This is a genomic window from Bacillus coreaensis (genome assembly GCF_050586445.1).
GTDB lineage: Bacteria > Bacillota > Bacilli > Bacillales > Cytobacillaceae > Robertmurraya_A > Robertmurraya_A coreaensis.
This window is the reverse complement of record NZ_JBOCCY010000003.1, coordinates 293,112-314,347: the sequence shown is the minus strand read 5'-3', so window position 1 is coordinate 314,347 and position 21,236 is coordinate 293,112. Positions and strand designations below refer to the sequence as shown.

At 38.8% G+C, this 21,236-nt stretch carries 23 protein-coding genes; 6 read left to right on the top strand and 17 right to left on the bottom strand.

Translation table 11 applies throughout. From position 1 onward, the window contains the following. Positions 1-495: 495 nt before the first annotated feature. From ACQ5H4_RS07575 to ACQ5H4_RS07555, 5 genes are all read right to left on the bottom strand, one after another. Entirely contained in the window at positions 496-1,020 is a 525-nt protein-coding gene (locus ACQ5H4_RS07575) for a hypothetical protein (RefSeq protein WP_430774340.1), read from the bottom strand. A 34-nt stretch (positions 1,021-1,054) separates the two neighbouring features. Next, positions 1,055-1,534: a staygreen family protein gene (locus ACQ5H4_RS07570; protein WP_430774339.1), complete on the bottom strand. Its 480-nt coding sequence runs from the start codon at positions 1,532-1,534 to the stop codon at positions 1,055-1,057. Between the two features lie 79 nt (positions 1,535-1,613). Then, positions 1,614-2,393 carry a hypothetical protein gene (locus ACQ5H4_RS07565; protein ID WP_430774338.1) on the bottom strand — a complete coding sequence of 260 codons (780 nt, stop codon included), beginning with the start codon at positions 2,391-2,393 and terminating at the stop codon, positions 1,614-1,616. Between the two features lie 86 nt (positions 2,394-2,479). After that, positions 2,480-2,902 carry a Rossmann-fold NAD(P)-binding domain-containing protein gene (locus ACQ5H4_RS07560; RefSeq protein ID WP_430774337.1) on the bottom strand — a complete coding sequence of 141 codons (423 nt, stop codon included), beginning with the start codon at positions 2,900-2,902 and terminating at the stop codon, positions 2,480-2,482. Further along, entirely contained in the window at positions 2,899-3,348 is a 450-nt protein-coding gene (locus ACQ5H4_RS07555) for an NAD-dependent epimerase/dehydratase family protein (RefSeq protein WP_430774336.1), read from the bottom strand. Before ACQ5H4_RS07555 ends, ACQ5H4_RS07560 begins: the two co-directional genes overlap by 4 nt. Positions 3,349-3,467: 119 nt before the next feature. On the opposite strand from ACQ5H4_RS07555, the gene ACQ5H4_RS07550 reads away from it, so the two are divergent. Continuing rightward, on the top strand, positions 3,468-4,313 hold the full coding sequence (locus ACQ5H4_RS07550; RefSeq protein WP_430774335.1) for a GNAT family N-acetyltransferase: 846 nt from the start codon (positions 3,468-3,470) through the stop codon (positions 4,311-4,313). Between the two features lie 68 nt (positions 4,314-4,381). On the opposite strand, the gene parC is transcribed toward ACQ5H4_RS07550, so the two are convergent. The 4 genes from parC to ACQ5H4_RS07530 form a co-directional block, all read right to left on the bottom strand. Continuing rightward, positions 4,382-6,820: a DNA topoisomerase IV subunit A gene (gene parC / locus ACQ5H4_RS07545; RefSeq protein WP_430774334.1), complete on the bottom strand. Its 2,439-nt coding sequence runs from the start codon at positions 6,818-6,820 to the stop codon at positions 4,382-4,384. Further along, positions 6,820-8,796, bottom strand: coding sequence for a DNA topoisomerase IV subunit B (gene parE, locus ACQ5H4_RS07540; RefSeq protein WP_430774333.1), 1,977 nt, complete (start codon positions 8,794-8,796; stop codon positions 6,820-6,822). Before parE ends, parC begins: the two co-directional genes overlap by 1 nt. A 326-nt stretch (positions 8,797-9,122) precedes the next feature. Next, the gene (locus tag ACQ5H4_RS07535) at positions 9,123-9,536 is read right to left on the bottom strand and encodes a CoA-binding protein (protein WP_119708504.1); all 414 of its coding nucleotides are present in this window, start codon (positions 9,534-9,536) and stop codon (positions 9,123-9,125) included. A 98-nt stretch (positions 9,537-9,634) separates the two neighbouring features. Beyond that, positions 9,635-11,356 carry a glycosyl hydrolase family 18 protein gene (locus ACQ5H4_RS07530; protein ID WP_430774332.1) on the bottom strand — a complete coding sequence of 574 codons (1,722 nt, stop codon included), beginning with the start codon at positions 11,354-11,356 and terminating at the stop codon, positions 9,635-9,637. 211 nt (positions 11,357-11,567) lie between these two features. Between ACQ5H4_RS07530 and plsY the strand changes: the two genes are divergently transcribed. Beyond that, entirely contained in the window at positions 11,568-12,155 is a 588-nt protein-coding gene (plsY, locus tag ACQ5H4_RS07525; RefSeq protein ID WP_430774331.1) for a glycerol-3-phosphate 1-O-acyltransferase PlsY, read from the top strand. Positions 12,156-12,287: 132 nt separating this feature from the next. Continuing rightward, on the top strand, positions 12,288-12,974 hold the full coding sequence (locus ACQ5H4_RS07520; RefSeq protein ID WP_430774330.1) for a two-component system sensor histidine kinase NtrB: 687 nt from the start codon (positions 12,288-12,290) through the stop codon (positions 12,972-12,974). Positions 12,975-13,043: 69 nt separating this feature from the next. On the opposite strand, the gene ACQ5H4_RS07515 is transcribed toward ACQ5H4_RS07520, so the two are convergent. Then, positions 13,044-13,214 carry a hypothetical protein gene (locus tag ACQ5H4_RS07515; protein ID WP_162927768.1) on the bottom strand — a complete coding sequence of 57 codons (171 nt, stop codon included), beginning with the start codon at positions 13,212-13,214 and terminating at the stop codon, positions 13,044-13,046. A gap of 175 nt (positions 13,215-13,389) precedes the next feature. Between ACQ5H4_RS07515 and ACQ5H4_RS07510 the strand changes: the two genes are divergently transcribed. The 3 genes from ACQ5H4_RS07510 (at position 13,390) to ACQ5H4_RS07500 (ending at position 16,643) form a co-directional block, all read left to right on the top strand. Beyond that, the gene (locus ACQ5H4_RS07510; RefSeq protein WP_430774329.1) at positions 13,390-14,445 is read left to right on the top strand and encodes a phosphatidylglycerol lysyltransferase domain-containing protein; all 1,056 of its coding nucleotides are present in this window, start codon (positions 13,390-13,392) and stop codon (positions 14,443-14,445) included. A 458-nt stretch (positions 14,446-14,903) separates the two neighbouring features. Next, positions 14,904-16,076 carry a CapA family protein gene (locus ACQ5H4_RS07505; RefSeq protein WP_430774328.1) on the top strand — a complete coding sequence of 391 codons (1,173 nt, stop codon included), beginning with the start codon at positions 14,904-14,906 and terminating at the stop codon, positions 16,074-16,076. A 279-nt stretch (positions 16,077-16,355) separates the two neighbouring features. Further along, positions 16,356-16,643, top strand: coding sequence for a HesB/YadR/YfhF family protein (locus tag ACQ5H4_RS07500; RefSeq protein ID WP_119708498.1), 288 nt, complete (start codon positions 16,356-16,358; stop codon positions 16,641-16,643). A 25-nt stretch (positions 16,644-16,668) separates the two neighbouring features. Here ACQ5H4_RS07500 and ACQ5H4_RS07495 read toward each other — a convergent pair whose 3' ends face one another. From ACQ5H4_RS07495 to ACQ5H4_RS07465, 7 genes are all read right to left on the bottom strand, one after another. Then, the gene (locus ACQ5H4_RS07495; RefSeq protein ID WP_430774327.1) at positions 16,669-16,968 is read right to left on the bottom strand and encodes a hypothetical protein; all 300 of its coding nucleotides are present in this window, start codon (positions 16,966-16,968) and stop codon (positions 16,669-16,671) included. A gap of 14 nt (positions 16,969-16,982) precedes the next feature. Continuing rightward, entirely contained in the window at positions 16,983-17,417 is a 435-nt protein-coding gene (locus ACQ5H4_RS07490) for a YbgC/FadM family acyl-CoA thioesterase (protein WP_430774326.1), read from the bottom strand. Then, positions 17,411-19,741, bottom strand: a complete 2,331-nt coding sequence (locus ACQ5H4_RS07485; protein WP_430774325.1) for an AAA family ATPase — start codon at positions 19,739-19,741, stop codon at positions 17,411-17,413. Before ACQ5H4_RS07485 ends, ACQ5H4_RS07490 begins: the two co-directional genes overlap by 7 nt. 96 nt (positions 19,742-19,837) lie before the next feature. Continuing rightward, positions 19,838-20,074 carry a small acid-soluble spore protein Tlp gene (gene tlp / locus ACQ5H4_RS07480; RefSeq protein WP_430774324.1) on the bottom strand — a complete coding sequence of 79 codons (237 nt, stop codon included), beginning with the start codon at positions 20,072-20,074 and terminating at the stop codon, positions 19,838-19,840. 171 nt (positions 20,075-20,245) lie between these two features. Beyond that, the gene (locus tag ACQ5H4_RS07475) at positions 20,246-20,389 is read right to left on the bottom strand and encodes an acid-soluble spore protein N (RefSeq protein ID WP_119708493.1); all 144 of its coding nucleotides are present in this window, start codon (positions 20,387-20,389) and stop codon (positions 20,246-20,248) included. 65 nt (positions 20,390-20,454) lie between these two features. Next, a complete protein-coding gene (locus ACQ5H4_RS07470; protein WP_066049346.1) occupies positions 20,455-20,586 on the bottom strand; it encodes an FbpB family small basic protein in 132 nt (43 codons plus the stop codon). A gap of 131 nt (positions 20,587-20,717) precedes the next feature. Further along, the gene (locus tag ACQ5H4_RS07465) at positions 20,718-21,224 is read right to left on the bottom strand and encodes a peroxiredoxin family protein (RefSeq protein WP_430774323.1); all 507 of its coding nucleotides are present in this window, start codon (positions 21,222-21,224) and stop codon (positions 20,718-20,720) included. Between the last annotated feature and the right edge of the window lie 12 nt (positions 21,225-21,236).

The window sequence follows — 21,236 nt, the reverse complement described above, 5'->3', positions numbered from 1 at the left end:
TCACTTCATTTTTCTGGTTATTATGTAGGAGAATTCACTTCACAGGATATTATGTAGGTGGATTCTTTTTCTAATTAATTATGGAGATAAATAAAAAGTATTTTTTATTTGAGTACAATTACTTAAATTTTGATTATGTAGGGTAATTCTCTTCAACGGACAAGAAAAGTAGAGGGGTTCTTTATCGTTCTGTTTGAGTTCGTTTCTAGTTTACATAATATCTATTATACACAGTTCTTTGAAGAGAGACGGAAGAGGTCTCAATAGCTAAGTATACTTAAAATAGTGAGACGGTTTGTTGATTTTTATCAGAGACCACTGTTGTATTTTAAACTGTGTCACAGCTAATTCAAACTGTTTGGTATCTACTAGTGATCATTAGTTTATATCCAGATCTCAATATTATTAATTTAGTTTACATAATATGATTATATGCAACTTATCTCTTCAAAAAAAAACGCTCAGTCAAAAATGACTAAGCATTTCATACAGATGTTATAGATTCAATTGATTTTTCACTTGCTCATAGTGGTTTATTGATATTGCTTGCTTTAATAATACGTGATTGATGCCATTCCGATTTAGTGCCTGTATGATGGCTGCTACCTGATCGGTTCGCTCTCTGCGTAAGTTTGACTCTAACTGAATTTCTAATGGTACCGTTTGAAATGTAAAATCATTTAAAGTTATCGGTTTTGCCAGTTCCCATATGTATTGGCCACCTTCCCAAATTCCTTCTCCTTCCTTTGAATCAGGTATCCGAGCCGAGTTCATGATATGTACAGCCTCTACCTCAGTCCCATTAATCATCCACTTCCCTTTTTTCCAAGAAAAGCCCCATGGGAACGTTTGCGTGAATGTTGGTTCCTCTAAATAGGATTTCCAATTTATATCTTCGATAGAGTGCTTGCTTTTTACCTGATGGGCGTACTTTTCAAAGATTTTTGCGAATAGGTCTACCCCACTTTCTGTTTTTGTATATAAGTCGATATCAATTAACGAGTGAAAAGTCCTTCCCAAAACAAAAAACCTAACAGAATGTCAGGTTTGACGGTTAAACAACTCGCTGTTGTAGGGCGGTTGTTAAATAATATCTAGGAGTGCCGAAGTACATGTATTGGTTATATTGTGGGTAGGAAGACTCGAATTGTATATATATTGGTGAGTCTAATAACCATGGATAATTTTGATAGAATTTTTGGTCACCATATACCATTGCTGTTAGAGCTAATGGTAGCTCTTTTTGGAAAATGTGAAAGCGAATCATTGCATAATTTTCGTCAAATTCTCCGTTACTAACATACACTTTCCCTAATAATGTGTATTGACCCATGACAGGTTTCCACTCTGCCAACACTTCATCTCGAAATTTGTTATTTATGGCATCTAAATCGTAGCAAAATCCAATAGTTAAAAATAGCTCACCTGTTACGTCTGAGTGCGTTAAGGTATATTTTCTCTCATCTACAGGTTTATAGGGTGTTGCTGGTGGAAAGTATGTCACATTTAACAAAGATGGATCAAACTTACTCATGTAAGCTTCACTCCCCTGGATGATGAAATAATATTTACTACTGTATTTTATGTGATGGAATGTTAAATGTGACAACAGCCTATTTTTTCTTCTTCGTTGTATTCCGACGTAACTCCATAACATTCGTATCAAGGAGCTTCCATTTTCCGTTATCATACATCCAAGATGACTCCACATACGCAATCGAATCCGCATTGTAGGCACCGCTAATTCGTTGTGAACCTTTTAAGCCCGTTTGATTTCCAGCCACTTTAACGGGCTTTAGTGTTCCAAACGGAAGGACCATGAGTTCTGCAGGTTCATTTAATTTACCGTTATGATATAATCCGAGTCTTTCGTAATCTTTTGCTCTATTTCTTAAGTCAAACTGATACGACTCATTGGTATTTTCTATAGTCATATTGGCTTTATATCCATTTAGAAAAGCCGTTTGAATAACGAGTGGTTCAGGGACGGTTATATCTGTTAACTGATCATTCTTTGCTGTATATAAATAATGATTTGATAATCCGCCACTTCCTCCCGTGTTAACAGAAAGGAATAAGTCTTTTACGCCATCATTGTTCAGATCTTTAAAGTCTATTCGTGGTTCGTACCCACCTTCGAGATTGATTTTATGGCTCTTTCCAGTTGCCGAAAGAATTTCCAAGGTTATGGAACGTAAAAAGATTGCTCCTTCCTCAAAGGGCTCACCCTTCACATATATCGTATCAAGTTTTCCATCTCCGGTAACATCCATTTGTTCTTTGACGATGACGCTATCAAGCATGTTGGCTTCCTCGACTGCATATACGCCTGTAATCGCGGACAGTGACATAAAAAAGAAGGCAGCAAAAGCAAACAATAGCTCTTTCTTCATTTAAAATTCCTCCCTGAGCAAATATCAGTATTTTATTTTGCCCATAAGTGGAAAAAAGATGTAGAAAAAACAAATTTAACAAAAAATTAGTTTGCTAAATGCTTAATAAGACCGGGTAACCAATCAGATAGATTACTAAAACGATACCCAAGCTCAATAGCCTTAGCGTTGCTCATATTCCAGTTGTTTTCAATACCGTAGGGTGAGTGTTTAGACGGGTCAAAAGTATTTGGGAGAATAGCCTTCTTGCCAACCTCTCCTTCTATAAGTGCCATCAAATCTGCCATTGATATCTCGTTGTTTGCACAGGCATTGATGGGGCCAGAGAAGTTTTGCTCACTTATCCAGACAAGAAAGTTGCCGGCCTCTTTTTGATGAATGAAACCCATTTTGGCTTGTACGTTCGGAAATCCGATCACGCCCCCTTCCTTTGCTCGGTTAATATGTAGAAGTAATCGTTCTGTGTAATCATGCTCTCCGAGAACAATGGGAATTCTAACAGCAATCACAGGAAAAGCTGCCTCTTGGAAAAATACCGCCTCCGCCTGCCGTTTTCCTTCCTGAAGGTTACTTTGTCTGGAAGAGTGTCAGAAATCGGATAGGAATATGGATAAAACTCTGCTTCTATCACATTTTCAGCATAGTCATAAACTGACATCGTGGAAGTGAAAATGTAGGTATGAATTTTGTCTGTTAGTGTCTGAATGGCAATTCTCGCATCTCTAGCGTTAAAGCAAATCTGATCAAATACAACATCCCAAGTTCTCCCACTTACAGCTTCCTTCACAGAATCTAAATCAAATCGGTCAAGCTTGAGCGTTTCAACCTTATTCCCAAACGGAATCTCACTGTTTTGTCTTGTTGCGACCGTAACTTTTACCCCTTTGTTTAGCAACTCTTGAACTAAATTTACTCCGAAAAATCTAGTTCCCCCAAATACTAAAGCCGTTTTCATTTGATTTCCTCCTCCGCAATATTACTTGTAACATAATAAATATATTCAATGATAACTACCTATTCACCTTTTTGTCCTTTTGTTAAAATTAGGTAAGATTCCTAGAAAGGAAGAGATATATGCTGAAAAAGTTCACTCCCCCCTTTTCAAATGAGATTTATGAGCATTTATCACTATGGATATTTCAGCAACAAAATGTGCGTGGTATAAACATAGAAGTACCGATGAATCTCACTTCTGTGATTGAGGAGGAAGACGGTTCTCCAGATTACATATATATCATGTATGAAGGGGATAAAATGACAGCTGCTGCGTCGGTGGTTGATATATTAAAAACAAAAGATTATGAGATTGGTTTTGCTGCTAGTAATCAACAAACGGCAAGAAATTTGATTAGTAAAGTCCACGAAGACTTACTATCACTCTTCCCTACCACCATCACTGCTGTAATCGATCAAAGAGCAACACATGAGAAAAATGCTTTATTGGAGTTGGGGGCAAATTATGAGTTGTGTGAAGCACAATTAATGGTTTCTCAATTAAGTGGAAAGAAACCCGCTGTTCCAATTGAGCTAGTTGAGTATCATTCTAGTCGTCACAATGACTATCGTGAAGTAATAATGGAGAGTTTTGATGATGAAGTAAAAGAAGCTGAAGCTATTATTCAATTGTCACTCTCACAGCCAAGTAGGACACTTTACGGTATCCATGTAAATGGCGAAATGGTTGGAACGATCAATCTTATTCGCGCAGATGATTCCTTTATTACAGCGCTTGCGGTTCGTCCCACACATCAAAAGAAAGGAATAGGGCGAGCTGCTTTACATGAAGCAGTTAACATGCTTATTGAAGAAGGCTATCGGTCGGTATCTCTCGATGTAGAAATGAAAAATACACATGCACTCAAGTTGTATGAAGAAGTTGGCTTTCAAGTTCAAAATATATTACAGTTTTTTAAAATGTAATATAAATAAAAATACAAGCTCAGAGATAGTTTCTCTGAGCTTGCTTATTTTTTTCGTTATATAACGTTTTAGTCATTTGTAGCTTCTTTTTGAGCAACCGACCACACCGTCTTTGCTTTGCCAGCATCGGTTTCATCAATAATAAATGATCCGTTCGAGTAACGATCATTATGTCTTATATCAGAAGCACGTACTTCCTCGATATGACCTTTTTCTGTACTTACAAAGATTTGATCTTCTTCACTCACGATGACTGCACCGATCACTCGGTGAGGGTTTGCCTTTAATTCTCTTAGCATGACCACTCCTCGCTTGGCACGTGAAGTGATCTCAAATTCATCTAACTTCATCTTCTTGATGGCTCCGCGCTGGGTCACAATCACAATGCTTTGAGAACGGGGATCATCGACGATTTTTCCAGCTGTTAGATAATCGCCATCCTTTAGGTTAATTCCCTTCACACCTGCAGCTCTAGCACCAACGATACTTACCTCATCTTCAGCGAAACGTAACCCGTACCCTAAATGAGTGGTTAATAGCAACTCTTTCGTACCGTCCGTTTCGTGAACATCAAGTACTTCGTCGTCATCCTTTACATTAATCGCGACGAGTGGTTTCGAATATCTTTGAGCTTTATATGCCTTCAGTTCTGTTTTCTTCACCATTCCATTTTTCGTAATGAACAACAAGAACGCTTCCTTCTCAAAATCTTTGACAGGAAGTACCCTTATAATCGTTTCGTTACGATCAATTGGAACAAGATTTGCGATATGTTGACCGAGGTCCTTCCAACGAATATCAGGAAGTTCATGTACTGGACAGTACAAGTAATTCCCTTTATTCGTAAATAACAGAACCACATCGGTTGTGTTCATATCAAGCTGTGCGAGTAATTGGTCGGAATCCTTCATGCCAAAATCCTGACCATTCGATGCAGCATACGACCTAGGGCTAGTACGTTTAATATAGCCTTCCTTCGTCACAGTGACAATCACATCTTCGCTTGCGACCATAACTTCAAGATTGATCTTAATTTCTTCAATCTCCGCTTTAATAATGGTGCGACGTTGATCAGCAAAGCGCTTTCGAACATCTTTTAACTCTTTTTTAATAACAGAAAGAAGCTTGCTCTCACTTTCTAAAATAGCAGTTAGTTCATCGATTTTCTTAGCAAGTTCATCTGCTTCGTTTTGAAGAGCCGTAATATCTGTGTTTGTTAAGCGATATAGCTGTAAAGAAACGATTGCTTCCGATTGTGCTTCGGTAAAGCCAAACTTCATAATCAAGTTATCTTTTGCATCACGCTTATCTTTTGATCCACGAATCGTTTGGATGACTTCATCTAGGATAGATAATGCTTTCATTAATCCAGCTACAATATGTTGGCGGTCTTTCGCCTTCTGTAAATCAAATTGGGAACGTCGAGTGACTACTTCCTTTTGGTGCTCAATATACGCATCCAGAAGCTGTGTAAGTCCCATGAGCGTCGGACGGCGATGATGGATGGCTACCATGTTGAAATTATAAGCAATTTGAAGGTCTGTGTTCTTGTATAAATAGTTTAGTACACCTTCAGCATCTGCTTCTTTTTTTAATTCAATCACGATACGAAGTCCGGTACGGTCCGTTTCGTCACGAACCTCAGACATTCCTTCAATTTTACGGTCTAAGCGGAATTCATCCATCTTTTTCACAAGGTTTGCTTTGTTTACTTCAAAAGGAATCTCAGTAATAACGATTTGTTGTTTACCGCCTCGTACCGTTTCAATTTCTGCCTTCCCGCGAACAATGATTTTCCCTTTGCCTGTTTCGTAAGCCTTTTTTATTCCGTCTACCCCTTGAATGATTCCACCAGTCGGAAAGTCAGGTCCTTTAATCACAGTCATTAAATCATCGACCGTACAGTTCGGCTGATCCATCCTCATGAAGACACCATCGATGATCTCATTCAAATGATGAGGCGGTATTTCTGTGGCATATCCAGCAGAAATACCCGTAGAACCATTGACGAGAAGGTTAGGGAACATTGCTGGTAGAACGGTCGGCTCATTGGCTGTATCATCAAAGTTTGGTATGAAATCGACGGTTCTTTTGTCAATATCACGCAATAACTCAGAAGAAATCGCACTTAAACGTGCTTCCGTATAACGCATCGCAGCTGGTGGGTCACCATCGATACTTCCGTTATTTCCGTGCATTTCAACAAGAAGATTACGTAGCTTCCAGTCTTGGCTCATACGAACCATGGCATCGTACACGGAGGAATCTCCATGTGGGTGATAGTTACCAATTACGTTACCGACTGTTTTGGCCGATTTACGGAAACCTTTATCGTTTGTGTTTCCTTCCACATGCATCGCATAAAGAATCCGTCTTTGTACTGGTTTTAGGCCGTCCCTTGCGTCTGGTAAGGCACGGTCTTGAATAATATATTTACTGTATCTTCCGAAGCGATCACCAATAACCTCTTCAAGTGGTAAATCGCGAAATTTTTCCGTCAAACTCACTATTCAGTAACCTCCTCAGCAACAGAAATATTTTCATTTTCTAAAATACTTCCGTCTTCTTCTAAACCGAAGGCTACATGTGTTTCAATCCACTTTCGGCGAGGCTCAACCTTATCGCCCATTAATGTAGTCACACGACGTTCCGCTCGAGCAGCGTCATCTATGCGAACACGAATTAATGTTCTCGTTTCAGGATTCATGGTTGTATCCCAAAGCTGGTCAGCGTTCATCTCACCTAGTCCCTTGTAACGTTGAATCATATAACCCTTGCCAACCTTTTTAATGGCTGATTGTAAATCGTCGTCGCTCCATGCATACTCAATAATTTCTTTCTTACCTGTTCCTTTACTTACTTTATAAAGCGGTGGAAGGGCTATGAATATTCTTCCAGCTTCAAGAAGTGGTTTCATATAACGGTAAAAGAATGTAAGGAGAAGAACTTGAATATGAGCACCGTCGGTATCGGCATCCGTCATAATGACAACTTTATCGTAGTTGATATCGTCAATATTAAAATCTGCTCCAATTCCCCCACCGATAGCATGGATGATCGTATTAATCTCTTCATTCTTAAAGATATCCTGTAATTTTGCTTTTTCTGTATTAATAACTTTTCCCCGAAGTGGAAGGATCGCTTGGAAACGACGGTCACGTCCTTGTTTAGCAGATCCACCAGCAGAGTCACCCTCAACTAAGTAAAGCTCATTTTTCTGAGGATTTCTAGATTGGGCAGGTGTTAACTTTCCTGATAAAACAGCCTCAGAGCGTTTCCTTTTCTTCCCGCTTCGTGCTTCTTCTCTAGCTTTACGAGCGGCTTCACGAGCTTGATACGCTTTAATCGCTTTACGTATCAATAACGTACTCGTCTCTGGATTTTCTTCTAAAAAGTAAGACAAATACTCAGATACTACGGAATCAACAGCTGAACGTGCTTCACTTGTTCCTAGCTTTCCTTTTGTCTGCCCCTCGAATTGAAGAAGTTCTTCCGGAACACGGACGGAAATAATCGCTGCAAATCCTTCTCGAATATCTGCTCCGTCAAGGTTTTTATCCTTTTCCTTTAACAATCCTATTTTACGAGCATATTCGTTAAACACACGAGTCATAGCTGTTTTTGCACCAGCCTCGTGGGTTCCACCGTCTTTTGTACGAACATTATTAACGAAGGAAAGAACATTTTCCGAATATCCATCGTTGAATTGGAACGCGTAATCCACTTCAATTCCACCGCTCGACCCTTCGAAGCTGATGACTGGATGTAAGACGTCTTTTTCCTCGTTTAAGTATTGAACAAACGCCTCAATTCCATTTTCGTAATGGAAAATCTCATGGAAATCATTACGGTTGTCAATAATTTCTATTTTCATGCCTTTTAGAAGAAAGGCAGATTCTCTCAAGCGTTCACATAATGTTTCATAATTGTAGGTGGTCGTCGAAAAAATCGACGAATCCGGCTTAAAGTGTATCGTCGTTCCTGTTTGATTCGTTTTTCCTACTTTCTCTAAAGTAGTCACAGGTTTTCCGCCGTTTTCAAAACGCTGTTCGTAAACAAAGCCGTCTCGCTTTATCTTTACCACGAGCCACTCGCTCAATGCATTTACAACCGATGCACCTACTCCGTGTAGCCCACCACTTGTTTTATAACCACCTTGACCGAACTTTCCTCCTGCGTGAAGGACAGTTAAGATGACCTCAGGAGTGGGTTTTCCCATTTTGTGCATACCCGTTGGCATACCACGCCCTTTGTCTTGCACACTAATGGAATTATCTTTGTGTATTTTTACGATAATATGGTCACCATGACCTGCTAATGCTTCATCGACAGAGTTATCTACTATTTCATACACCAAATGGTGAAGCCCTCGTGAATCAGTACTACCAATGTACATTCCTGGGCGTTTTCGAACCGCATCTAACCCCTCTAGTACTTGAATGGCATCATCGTTGTATTCAAACGTTCCTTGATTTTTTGCCACGTACAATACCCCTTTCCTTCCGTGCCAGCTACATGTCTCTATCTATGTAATGGACCTGAACGTCTTATACCTATTCGTTCTTACAAGTGAATTATCCTTTAAATATTAAGAAACGATGATAAAGAACAAGTGTTCCCATCTCGTATTTTATCACATTTTTTAAGACACCTATGCTTTATTGTATATATTTCTTTTGATTTGGCAAATGGATATTTTAAAAAGAAAAGTATTTTAGACGAATATTCTTCGATTATAGAAATGTTTATAAAGCCTTTGTTAAAAAGAAAAACACCCTAATCTTAATGACTAGAGTGAAGGAGAAAAAATTATTTTGTCAAAGCATGTTCTACTTTAATGCATCGATTCATCACGACCGTGTAGCCTTTGCTTTTTAAAAATTCGTAAGCTTCTTCATTTTCTAATCCTAACTGTGCCCAAAATACATCCGCATCGATTTGATCGAACTCTCTTGCCACCTCTGGGAGAAATTCAGATCGTCTAAACACATTCACAATGTCTACATGACCTTCAATATCAGTCAACTTGGCTACGGCTTTAATACCAAACACTTCATCTACGGTAGGGTTAACTGGAATAATTTCATACCCAGCATTTTTCATTGCTTCAGAAACCATGTAAGAGGTACGTTCTGGATTATTGCTTATTCCAACAACAGCGATTCGCTTTGCCTTTTTTAAGATTTGCCCCAACTCTTCACGACTCGGATACTCGATTGGCATCAAACTCACTCCTCTTAATTTTTGTTTAGTATGCCCTTACATTCTTTAATCATAGCCAATTGAATGATAAAAGGCTAGGAGAAACACCTAGCCTCGCATTACTTTTTCACTATTTGCTGGTTAAAAGTTTGTAAAGCGGTCCATGCTGTTTCATCGCCAAAATATCTAGACCAGCTGGCTACTCCGGCAAGATCATACTTCACTGCTAAATTCGTTCTTGAGGTAAGAGACTGTTCATCTTCAAGCCATACTTTGTAGGTAGTTGCCTGATCGGGAACATAAAGCTCGGCATAATTTTGTCCGGTAGCTGCATCATAGATAGGAGCTAAGTTATTCGTAGTTAACCATTCTTTGATTTGCGCCATGCTTTTTGATTTCGATGAAACTTCACCACTGTCTTTGATTTCCCATAGTCTTGTGTAAAGCGGAATACCTAAAATCAGCTTTTCATTTGGAACGATTTCCAAGAGCTTTTGAAGGTTGGTTTCAACCCATGGTAGACTTGCTACGCTCCCAGCTTTTGGTGAGGAACCCCAATGCTCGTCATAGGCCATAATCGCAAGATAGTCGACAATTTCTGCGAGCTTATCACGTTCATAGAAAGCAGACCAATTGCCTTCCGCCATAAACGTAATGTCCATCGAAACGATCAAACCTGCTTCATGAAAGTATGGTGTTGCCTCTCGAACAAATTGTGTCACAAGCGGTCCATCTTCTTCTCTTACATTTTCAATATCAATATTGATTCCATTCAGCTCATATAACTGACTGTAATGTAGGAGCTCTCGAATCATCTTCTGCCTCGTCTCATAATCCTTAAAGGCTGCGTGAGTAAGGTCGGGATCAAACGCGTTGGAGAATAGTCCCCAAACTTGATAGCCCTGTGTCTTTGCCCAATTCGTGTACTCGAGAGAAGCAAGGTTCCCGATGCTTCCAGTTTCGTCCTTTAGTTCGAACCAGGTTGGAGAAACAACGTTTACACCGTTCATTTTAGGGATCATAGTGATATCTGGATTTTTCGAATATACTGCCTCCCATGTTAGGTTGATTGGTCCTTCGAAGGTTGGAGCATTTACAGCTTCTTTTTCATATTCTACGACGATGGTTTCCTTTTTCTGTGCCTCAATTAAGTCCTTTGAGATATATCCAGCAACTCCATCTATTTTTCTCACCAGATAGAATTCTTCCTTTTCATCCTCAATCCAAATTTTTTCCCCGTTTGAAACGTCTGCAACATAAGGGGACTGTAAGGTAGCGTCTGTACGCAGTCGAAGTTTTTCCTCGTGCACATCCTCATTCGTAATAACCGCATTTTGAAGAGTATCTCCATCCTTTTCAATCAAGATAGCATTTGAGTTTTCTAATACACGGTAGGTTACAGGATAATACTGAATGACTGGGTCAAGCGCTACATATAATTGGCCTTGTTCATCTACTAAAGGGGCAAATTGAAGTTCAACCGCCTTCTCATTAATAAAATAGGTTAAAGACTCTGTAGGCATTTGTACCACTTTATTAGAGGTAGTAATGATAATTGAATTTGATTTTTCATCAAACGCGACGCTGTCATCAATATTTTCCTTCAAAAAGTCTAACGATACATAGACGCTTTCGCCTTCTATAATGGCATTCCCTTGTTGTTTCCCTTGAAATAGAACAGGATTTTCTCCTGTGAAGTAACTTGTTTTTTCGCTTGAAGCAAAAGGATAAAAGAATAATAGAATACTAGAGATTATCACAAGAATTGATGCAATGAGACCCGTGATGATCCATCCTTTTGATACAATCGGTTTTTTCTTATATGTTTCTAGACGTGCCATGGTTCACTCTCCCTTACCTTCATCGTACCCGAAAAGATGTTCTTTTGAAAAGAGGGTTTCGATATTCGTTCATTTTAGCCTCTAAATATGACGATTGAATAACAAAAAAGTTACGAGAATATAATGGAAAATACCAATTGTACATGGTTTTTTAAGCAATACATGGTACAATAATAAGACGGTATATGAAGTGTGAAGGAGTATTTGTATGATGGAAATTGCATTAATAGTTATTGTTTCTTACCTACTTGGTTCCATCCCCTCAGGGCTAATTGTTGGAAAAGCTTTTTACGGAATTGACATCCGTGAGCATGGAAGTGGAAATTTAGGTGGAACCAATACGTTTCGTACTTTAGGGAAAAAAGCAGGGATTATTGTTACCGTTGCTGATATCCTAAAAGGTACTCTTGCCTCGTCCCTTCCTGTTATTTTCGGAGTGGAGGGCCAAATTGATCCTTTAATAGCGGGGATGTTTGCGGTTGTTGGGCATATGTATCCTGTGTTTGCTAATTTTAAGGGTGGTAAAGCGGTGGCTACGTCAGGTGGAGTTCTTTTAGCATGTGCTCCAGTTATGTTTCTTGTGATGGTCGTTGTATTCTTGCTTAGCTTATACATAACGAAGTTCGTATCACTTTCTTCAATCATTGCAAGCATTGTAGCAGTGATTTATGCAGTAATTGCAAAGGAACCACTGTTAATTATCGTTGTTTCTCTGCTTTCTTTATTTGTTATTTATCGTCATCGAGCAAATATCAAGAGAATTATTAATAAAACAGAACCAAAGATAAAATGGATGTAAGACCCCGACAAAGGGTCTTTTTTTTGACAAAAATTTTGCAGGTTTTGACTTTATTATTGAAAAACAAACATATTGCGATGAAATTCCCCATATAGATGGAGTAGAAATTACGCTAGATGGGAGATAAGAGAAATGACGGACGACAAGAAAAAGTGTGAAACAACGGTTGCTGAAATGGTTCATGAAGTGAAAAACCCATTAACAACCGTGAAGGGCTTGTTACAATTATTGAAACCATACCTGGTGATGATAGAAAAAGAACAATATGCGGATCTCGCCATAAGTGAAATCAATCGTGCGGATGAGTTACTAACCGCGTATGCTAATTCAAATACACCCATTTCTCCTCAGAAAAAACTAGTGTGTGTGAATTTGATATTGGAGGAAATGAAATTGCTTTTTGAAAGAGAGGCCAATGTAAATAGAATTCAATTTTATACTCATTTATATCCCGATCTTCCTAAGGTAGAGGTTTGTCGTAATGAATTAAAACAAGTACTCGTAAATTTAGTGAAAAATGCCGTTGAATCTCTAATGGAGGTCAAAGATAACCGAGTCCGTAAAATTACTTTAGAAACCAATGTTCAAGGAAAAAGAATACATGTGATGGTAAAAGATAATGGTTCCGGGATGGATCAAGCGACCCTTGCGCAACTGTTTACTCCCTTTTATACCGAAAAATCTTATGGTACAGGCTTGGGATTATCGATTTGCAAAAAGCTCATTGAAAAGCATGATGGACTAATCACCGTTGAAAGCCAAAAAAACGTGGGAACCACCTTTCAATTTTCCCTGCCCTCTCCAACAGATGTCGACTAATAGTCAAATTAAAAGAAAGGACCCACGAGCAAGTGTAGCTGCTTTCATGGGTCCTTTCTTTTATTTGTGTTATGTCTCTTTGATTAACTCATCTTCAAAGAAAAAGGTATTTGGATATTCCTGTACAATATAGGAATATCTTTTCATGTTTTTAACATATTGACATTTAGAGATGACGACAGACTCACCAGACGCTTTTATGCTAACTTCTTCTCCGCTGTTATATAAATTTTTTTTCATTCTCTCATCCTGTCTCCAATTAAATTTTGATCCTAGAAAATAAAGTATTACTCAATTATGACAGTCCTATTTACTTAAATCCAGTTTTTTATGGTTTGGTAAAAATTTTATCGCGCTTATTAAGTGGAATATGGTATCTTTATGGAGGTGAATTTTATCAGGAGGAACGAACGATATGACGAATAATCTGTTCTCTCTTAGTAAAACAGAGCGTAAGGATGAGCGAATACTTTCCTTCTTAGAAGAAAATGGAGGAAATCATGCTTCACACTTAATTTTGTTGCGCGATAAAGAGTTATTTTGGGCAGTAGAAGAAAAGGTGTTAATTGCCTATAAAAAAATTGCTGATAAATTGGTAGTATTAGGTGACCCCATCGGTGAAGAGGCCTATATGGCTGATGCAATAAAAGAATTTCATGAATACTGTGATGAACTCCGTCTGACACCTGTTTTTTATCAAATCAGTGCTCGATTTATGCACTATTATCACGAAACAGGCTTCTCGTTTATGAAGCTTGGCGAGGAAGGCATTGTGGATGTAAAGAACTTCTCTCTTGCAGGAAAACAGGGGGCGAAGCTTCGTACAAAGTTTAATAAATTTACAAGAGAAAACTTTCATTTTCGAGTCATCACTCCTCCCTATTCACATACCCTTCTTACAGAGCTTCGTGCTATTTCTGATGAATGGTTAGGAGACCAAAAGGAAAAAGGGTTTTCGGTTGTCTCATTCAGTGAGGAATATGTTTCTTCGTATCCGGTTGCTCTATTAACGAATGCGGAAGGTCGAGTGGTCGCTTTTGCTACATTAGCAACAGATTATAAAGACACAGTAACGATTGATTTAATGAGAAAATCAAATAGTTCCTCCTACGGAACAATGGATGTGCTTTTTATCCATATTTTTCAATGGGTTAAAGAACATGGATATCCGTATTGCAGCTTAGGCATGGCCCCGCTTGCCAATGTTGGACAAAGCAAATACTCGATTACATCTGAAAAATGGATACGATATATCTTTTTACATGGAAATGCCTTATATAAATTTAAGGGTCTTCAAGAGTTTAAAGGCAAATTCATTTCAAGTTGGGAACCGAAGTATTTGGCTTATAAAAAATCCCCTTTGATTTTTGTGATTATTCAGTTGATTCTATTAATCAATCAACCTCCTTTATCGACGAAAACAAAAGAGGTTGTAGGAAAGCTTAAATATTTGATTAAGAAAGCAGTGTAAGAGGAGAACCTAGGGGATCACCTCTTTTTTATAACTTAATTACTTGAAAACGTCCTTTTCCAAGGACATCGGTTTGGTAGTCAAGTTTGGTGTTTTCAAAATAGACCATATCCCGATGATGGATAACGATATAAAGGTCATGAAAAGGGATTACTTGATCCTCCTGTAATGGCTTCTCTTCCAGAGAAAGCTTTAACTGTGGACCTCCTCAGCCAATTCCCATCGTTAATCGAACGTACAGTACTTCCTCTTCTGTTTTTTTCTCTTTTTCAACAGCAGATAGCAAAATTTGATACGCTGGTGGGGTAAGTTTTAACATTTTTTGCTCCTCTCTAACAAGAAAATTGTCGCATATTGTAACGCGTTTATGACATAATGAAGAAAAGACAACTTTATGATTCCCATCTTAGCGAAAAAGTACATGGATTCCCAATAATCTGTATGTAGTAGGTGTTGTTATGAGGAAAGTTAGAAAGAAAAAGCGGAAAAACAATATCTGGGTTGGAGTCGTTCTTTCAGGTTCATTAATCACCGCGTCTTTAATCTTATTTATGAACATGTATGAGAGTGCCAATGCAAGTCCAGTTGTACATAATGAAAAAAATGTGTCCCCTCGTGCACTTGGGGTTGAAGCGAAAAGTTATGAACAAACGATTACCCTTGGTGCCATTGGAGATATTCTTATTCATGATTGGGTGTATGAGGATGCTCAAACTGGCAGTGGATACAATTTTCACCCCATGTTTGAACAAGTTTCAGCAACACTATCTCAACCAGATATTTTGTTAGCGAATCAAGAAACGATACTTGGTGGAGTCGAGTTGGGTATTTCTAGCTATCCGATGTTTAATAGTCCTGTTGAAATTGGAAGCGCTATAAAAGATGCAGGTGTAGACATTGTCTCTACTGCTAATAACCACTCATTAGACAAACGTGAAAAAGGGCTTCTTACTTCCCTAACCAATTTAGATCAACTTGGGATTCCTAGTGTTGGAACATACTCAAGTGCTGAGGATCAGCAAACGTTAACCATGATGGAAAAGAACGGAATTAAGGTGGCCTATCTATCGTACACATATGGAACGAACGGGATGCCGATTCCTGAAGGCAAGGACTATTTAGTCAACTTAATTGATAAGGAAGCCATGAAAGATGAAATCCACCGCGCACGTGAAGCCGCTGATATTACGATCATGAGTATTCACTGGGGTAACGAATATCAACGTTTCCCTACCGAAGATCAGGAAGAACTGGCTCAATTTCTTGTGGATGAAGGAGTAGATATTATCTTTGGTCATCATCCTCATGTTCTCCAACCGATGGAATGGCTGAAGGCTTCTGACGGGAGACAAGCTCTAGTTGTCTACTCTTTAGGGAATTTTCTTTCAGGGCAAATGAGAGATTATAAAGATATTGGCGGTATGGCTTCTATACGTGTAACCAAGCAGATTAATACTGATGGAACTTCTATCCGTCTTTCTGAGCCCGGTTTCTTTCCAACCTATGTATCAAATCAAAGACTTCAAAATTATCGGGTGGTCCCCTTACAGGATGCCGGGAATTTTGGAATGAGTAACGCCGAAAGCAAGTACAATGAAATACTAACCCATATGACTAATAATTTGAAATGAGTGAGCGGTGTCTATTTTCGGACACTGCTTTTCTTTCCCCTCCCATCCTATCCAAGCGTCCAATGTAGCATACCCCTCAATCAAAATTATTTGTTAAAATAAAGAAAAGCAATATTGAATGGTAGTAGAATCATGAAAGTAAACCAGACCGTGCTTGTCTTTCTTTTATTTTAGCAGGGGGATTTCCAGCACTTTCTCATTAGCTTTTGTCGAGCTAGTTTTTAGCAATTCCGTCCAATTTGCATTATAATACTCGATATACGGAAGGAGTTTTTCAATATGAATATAATTGTAAATGATCATGCTGCGGCTTGGTATAAAGAAGAAATGCTGTTAAATAAGGGAGATTACGTTCGATTTTTTGCTCGCTATGGTGGCTGTAGTACTGTGCAGCAAGGCTTTTCATTAGGAGTATCTTCGGAAACACCGCATCAGATTGGTTTTGAAGTGGTTAAGGACGATATTCATTACTATATTGAAGAAAAAGACTTATGGTATTTTGATGGTAAGGATTTATTCGTCGATTTTAACGAACAAGCAAATGAACCAGTCTTTCGATACGAGTAAAAAGCTGATCCAAAGCGGATCAGCTTTATTTTTCAAATAATTTCGTTGCTGCTTCTTTTTCATGTAGCAGCACTTTTTTTTGATGTTCTCCTAATAAGTCAAAATGAGAATAGCCATTTTCTCTATGGTGAATCCACTCTCGTTTTAGATTGTAGGTTTCTCCCCATTTGGCTAACTGATCAAGATCACGACAGCCAACCTTTGTTACCGTATTGCAATCGGGAAAGCGATCGTCCAACCAATAATGGGTGAGAAAGGCAATTTCACCAGAATCAATTTTCTTTTTCCAAGCTCGTAATTCTTCTCTTTTAATGCCAAAAGCCATCGGTTCTCTCCTTCTTACTCGGTTGCAACCGGCTGCTTTTTGTGTTTTTCGTATGCTTCGTGCCAAACGGGAAATTTCTTTCTAATGGAAATCGGGCGGAATGTTTCTTGCATCACGCAAACATGCTTGGATATTCCCTTAAGAGCTAAATCTCCACTCTCTGTGAAAATTTCATAGCCATATGTCACCCGAAACCCATCGTACTCTTCAATCCAAGTATGGACCATTGCCTTTTCTCCGTATCTTACTGGTTTTTTATACGAAGCTTGAATGTCAATCACAGGAGAAATAACTCCTTCTTTCTCCATATCAGCATATTTAAAACCAAGATCTTCAATGATACTTGTTCGACCTAGCTCCATCCAAACGAGGTAATTTGCATGGTAAACAACTCCCATTTGATCTGTTTCTGCATAGCGTACCTCGATTTCTTTTTTTCCTACTAGCATGATGATTCCCCTTTTCCTACTTTGTGCAAAGCCATTCTAAGATCGTCTTTGTTTAAAAGTGAAAGATCGGAGTCTTTCTCTTTTGAAATACGTAAAGCTTGAACTTGAATGGCTTCGTCAATAACATTTGTTGCAAATCTCCCATTTCCGCTCACAGATAATCCAGCAAGCTCCTCTTTTATGAAGGCTAAGGTGTCATCTTCAAGGATATAATGATAGCTTGTTGCGTAAGAAACCATGATTTCGATAAGCTCCTCTACCTTATAATCATGGAAATGAAAAAACTTTTTAAAACGAGATTGTAAGCCTGGATTGCTTTCGAGAAGTTGTTTCATTTCATTTGGATAACCAGCTAAAATGACAACTAAGTTTTCATTGTGCTTGGTCATCTCATCGACGAGAGTATCAATCGCTTCCTTCCCAAAATCTCCTGGGGATTTACTAAGTAAGGAATACGCTTCGTCAATAAATAATACCCCCCCGAGTGCCTCGCGTATTTTCTTTTTTGTTTTGGCGGCTGTTTGTCCAACATAACCGGCTACAAAGTCTGCTCTACTTGTGACAATTAAGTGGCCCCGCTTTAAGTAACCAATCTCCTTCAATGCTCTGGAAAAAACCGTTGCTACCGTTGTCTTTCCGGTTCCAGGATTTCCTGTAAATACAGAGTGTAATTGAATAGGCAAAATCGGTAAGCCACTTTGTAATCTCAGTTTTTGAATGTGTACAAACGAGACGAGTTTCCCCACTTCATCTTTCACATGGTCTAGTCCGACGAGTGAATCTAAAACCTCCTCTGCCTTCTTTTCGTCCTGAACGGTGGTAGCGACAAAATCGTCTCTATCAAGTACAGTAAAATCCAAAACGGATCGGTCGGATTGTTTCTTCGATCCTTTTCTAAATATCGCATCGAGCACGAGTGTTTGAACAGTTCTCGCATTTCCAAACGTGTCGTCAACTTTCTCCATATCAATGCGGTGCTCTAACTCTTTCTTCGCATCAGGTGTGAGCAAATAATCGTTATCTTGAGCAAACTTTTCAGCAATCATTAAAAGTTCTTCAGTCGAATAGTTATCTAGGTGTATATGATTGGAACGAGGAAATCTACTTTTTAACCCAGTGTTGGAATCCAAGAATTGCCTCATTTCCTCTGGATAACCTGCAAGCACCACCGCGAATTTCCCACCGTATTCTTTTCCTGTCATTAAGGAAACTAAGGTATCAACAGCTACTTGTCCGTAATCATTACCGGACTGTCCTTCCCTTTTCAGACTATATGCCTCATCGATAAACAGAACACCACCTCTGGCTTGCTCGACGGCTTGGCGAACATTCTCCTCCGTTTGACCAACAAACGCTCCTACGAGTCGTGTCCGATCCGTCTCGATGACCTCTTCTCGAGGAAGGATCCCTAGTTCGTGGTAAATTTTTGCTAGCAGTCGAACAAGGGTAGTTTTACCTGTACCTGGATTTCCAGTGATAATCATATGCAGGCTCTGTTCATCTTTGGATTGATATCCCTGTTTTTTTCTTTCTTTTTGGTACTTTAAAAATTCGTATAACTGGTTAACACGTTCTTTTACCTTATTCATCCCAATCATTTCTTGAAGGGTATCTAAGGACTGCTTTTGCTGAACCGACTGCTCTTCCCCAAATAATTGGTCCCAAGTTTGCTTTAAGCGATCAAGCTCTTCGAGAGATCCCTTTAAGTCTTGGAAGTGAACGGCTGTATGAAACACTCCAGATATCGATTCATCGTATTCTTCCGCTGCTTTTAACATCGACCCAATGACTTCTTGTACTTCAACAAGAGTATCAATCAGGCTTCGGTAAATACTGACTAGGTCTCCCGTTTGGTTCCGATAGGCTAGTTGATACCCCGATTCCAATTCGTCGATATGTTCGTCACTTGTTGATAAGAAATGTTGGCAAATGGCGATAATGTCTTCAGCAACCTTCTTTTTAGCAGCTCGATTATCTGTCTCACGCATGGTCGGAAACTTCAGAGAATCGAGGATCGATTTTTTCTTCTTCCACTCGAATTGTGCTAGGAATTCACTTGCTCTTTGGTTAGTTGGATTGAGCTTAAGTGCTTTGCTCATCCATAGAAAGCTAAGATGATCCTCTTTCCCATGTTTGGCTGTTCTAGAAAGGGAGGCGATGGAAAGTAATTTGGAAAGTAATTGGGCATCGTTCTTTTCATGAAGCGAATGAATGGCATGAATGATCTTTGTCTCGTCTTCTATAGATCCGGTTTCGCGGAGTTCTATTTCCCATTGATCAATGACTTCAGGTGTCAGGGTATGTAGTTCTAGTTGTTGTTCCATAATATCACTTCTTTTTTATCTTTATTTTTTTCTATATTACCATATTTATCTCGTGGCATGAAGAAAGAGGCTGCGTATACAGCCTCTTTCCCTTCTTTATTCAGTATACCCATTTTGTCTAGCTTGTGCTTCTTCCTTCACTTCAGAACGTAGGGCATCAAGTGCTTCTCTTCGTTTTTCGTTCTTTGCTTCAATTTCGGCAACATCTTTAGCATTGCTATGTTCCATAGCAGCTTCAGCTTCTTGCATATTTTCTATTGTGTGAACAATTATTGATTGAATGTTTTCGACATTATCGCTTCTGTCATCAGGATTTGGCTTGTTTTTGACCATGGTTAATTCCTCCTTCATTCATATTAGTGCGTTACAAAGATAGGTTTGCCTTTTTGAATCAGAAATAAAAGAGGAAACGAATGGTGTTTCTATTTTCTTTTTAACAAAAATAAAACCCGTCTAATTGACGGGTTTATTATAGATTATTCGCCTTTGGTTTGAATGACTGGGTTACTCACCCTTGGTTTGAATGACTTGTGCATGTTTGCCAGATGTATCATTCATTTTTTTACCATTGTTGCCACTGAACCCACGTGGTTGAGTTCCGAGGTGACTTGGAACAAAAGGTTTGGAATTTCTTTTTGGATTTCCCATCACTATCCCTCCTCTTTAAAAAGTATCAGCTTTTTTGAAGAGAAACATGTAAGGGAATCCTTCCCTTATTCGGCTTTACCTAGTCTTTTTTCCTCAAGCTTTGCTTCGATTTTATCTAAAGCCTCTCGATCGCGTAATAACTGAAGTTTGTTTTCAGCTACTAGTTCCTCAAAAGAGCGTTTTCTTGGTTTTCTCATGACGTATTCACCATCCTTATCCCTATTATAACAGTCATTATGCCCGGTAGTGCACGAAATTATTACAACTTTTTGAAAATTTAATAAAGTGCAAGCGCTTGCAAAATAAAATCTGCCTCATGAAAGGCAGATTACATGTTTTTGATATGCTCTCGGATGATCTCGATTGTCATAACACTTAAATGCTTACTACGAATGATTCCATCACCATCGATAAAATAAGTAGTGGGAATCGTGAGAATTCTATATAGGTTATTCACTTCATCCTTGCTGTCTAATAAAACAGGAAATGTGACATTGGCTTCGCGTACAAACTTCTTCACATCGTATTGAGGGTCGATATTAATTGCTAATATTTCAACATTGTCATCAGCTTCATTGTAGAACTTTTGAATATCAGGCATTTCGGCTTTGCACGGAGGACACCAAGTTGCCCAAAAGTTGAGGATCACTTTTTTTCCACGATAATCCGATAATTTTACTGTTTTTCCATCTAGAGTCATTAACTCAAAATCAGGTGCTTTCTCTCCTACCCGTAAACCTGGGAGATTGTCTGGGGCTGCTTCCGCCATCGAAAGAGGAAGTGTAAAAGTCATAAATGATAATAGGAAGACCGTTAACGTTACTTTTTTAAGCATGATGTCCCTCCA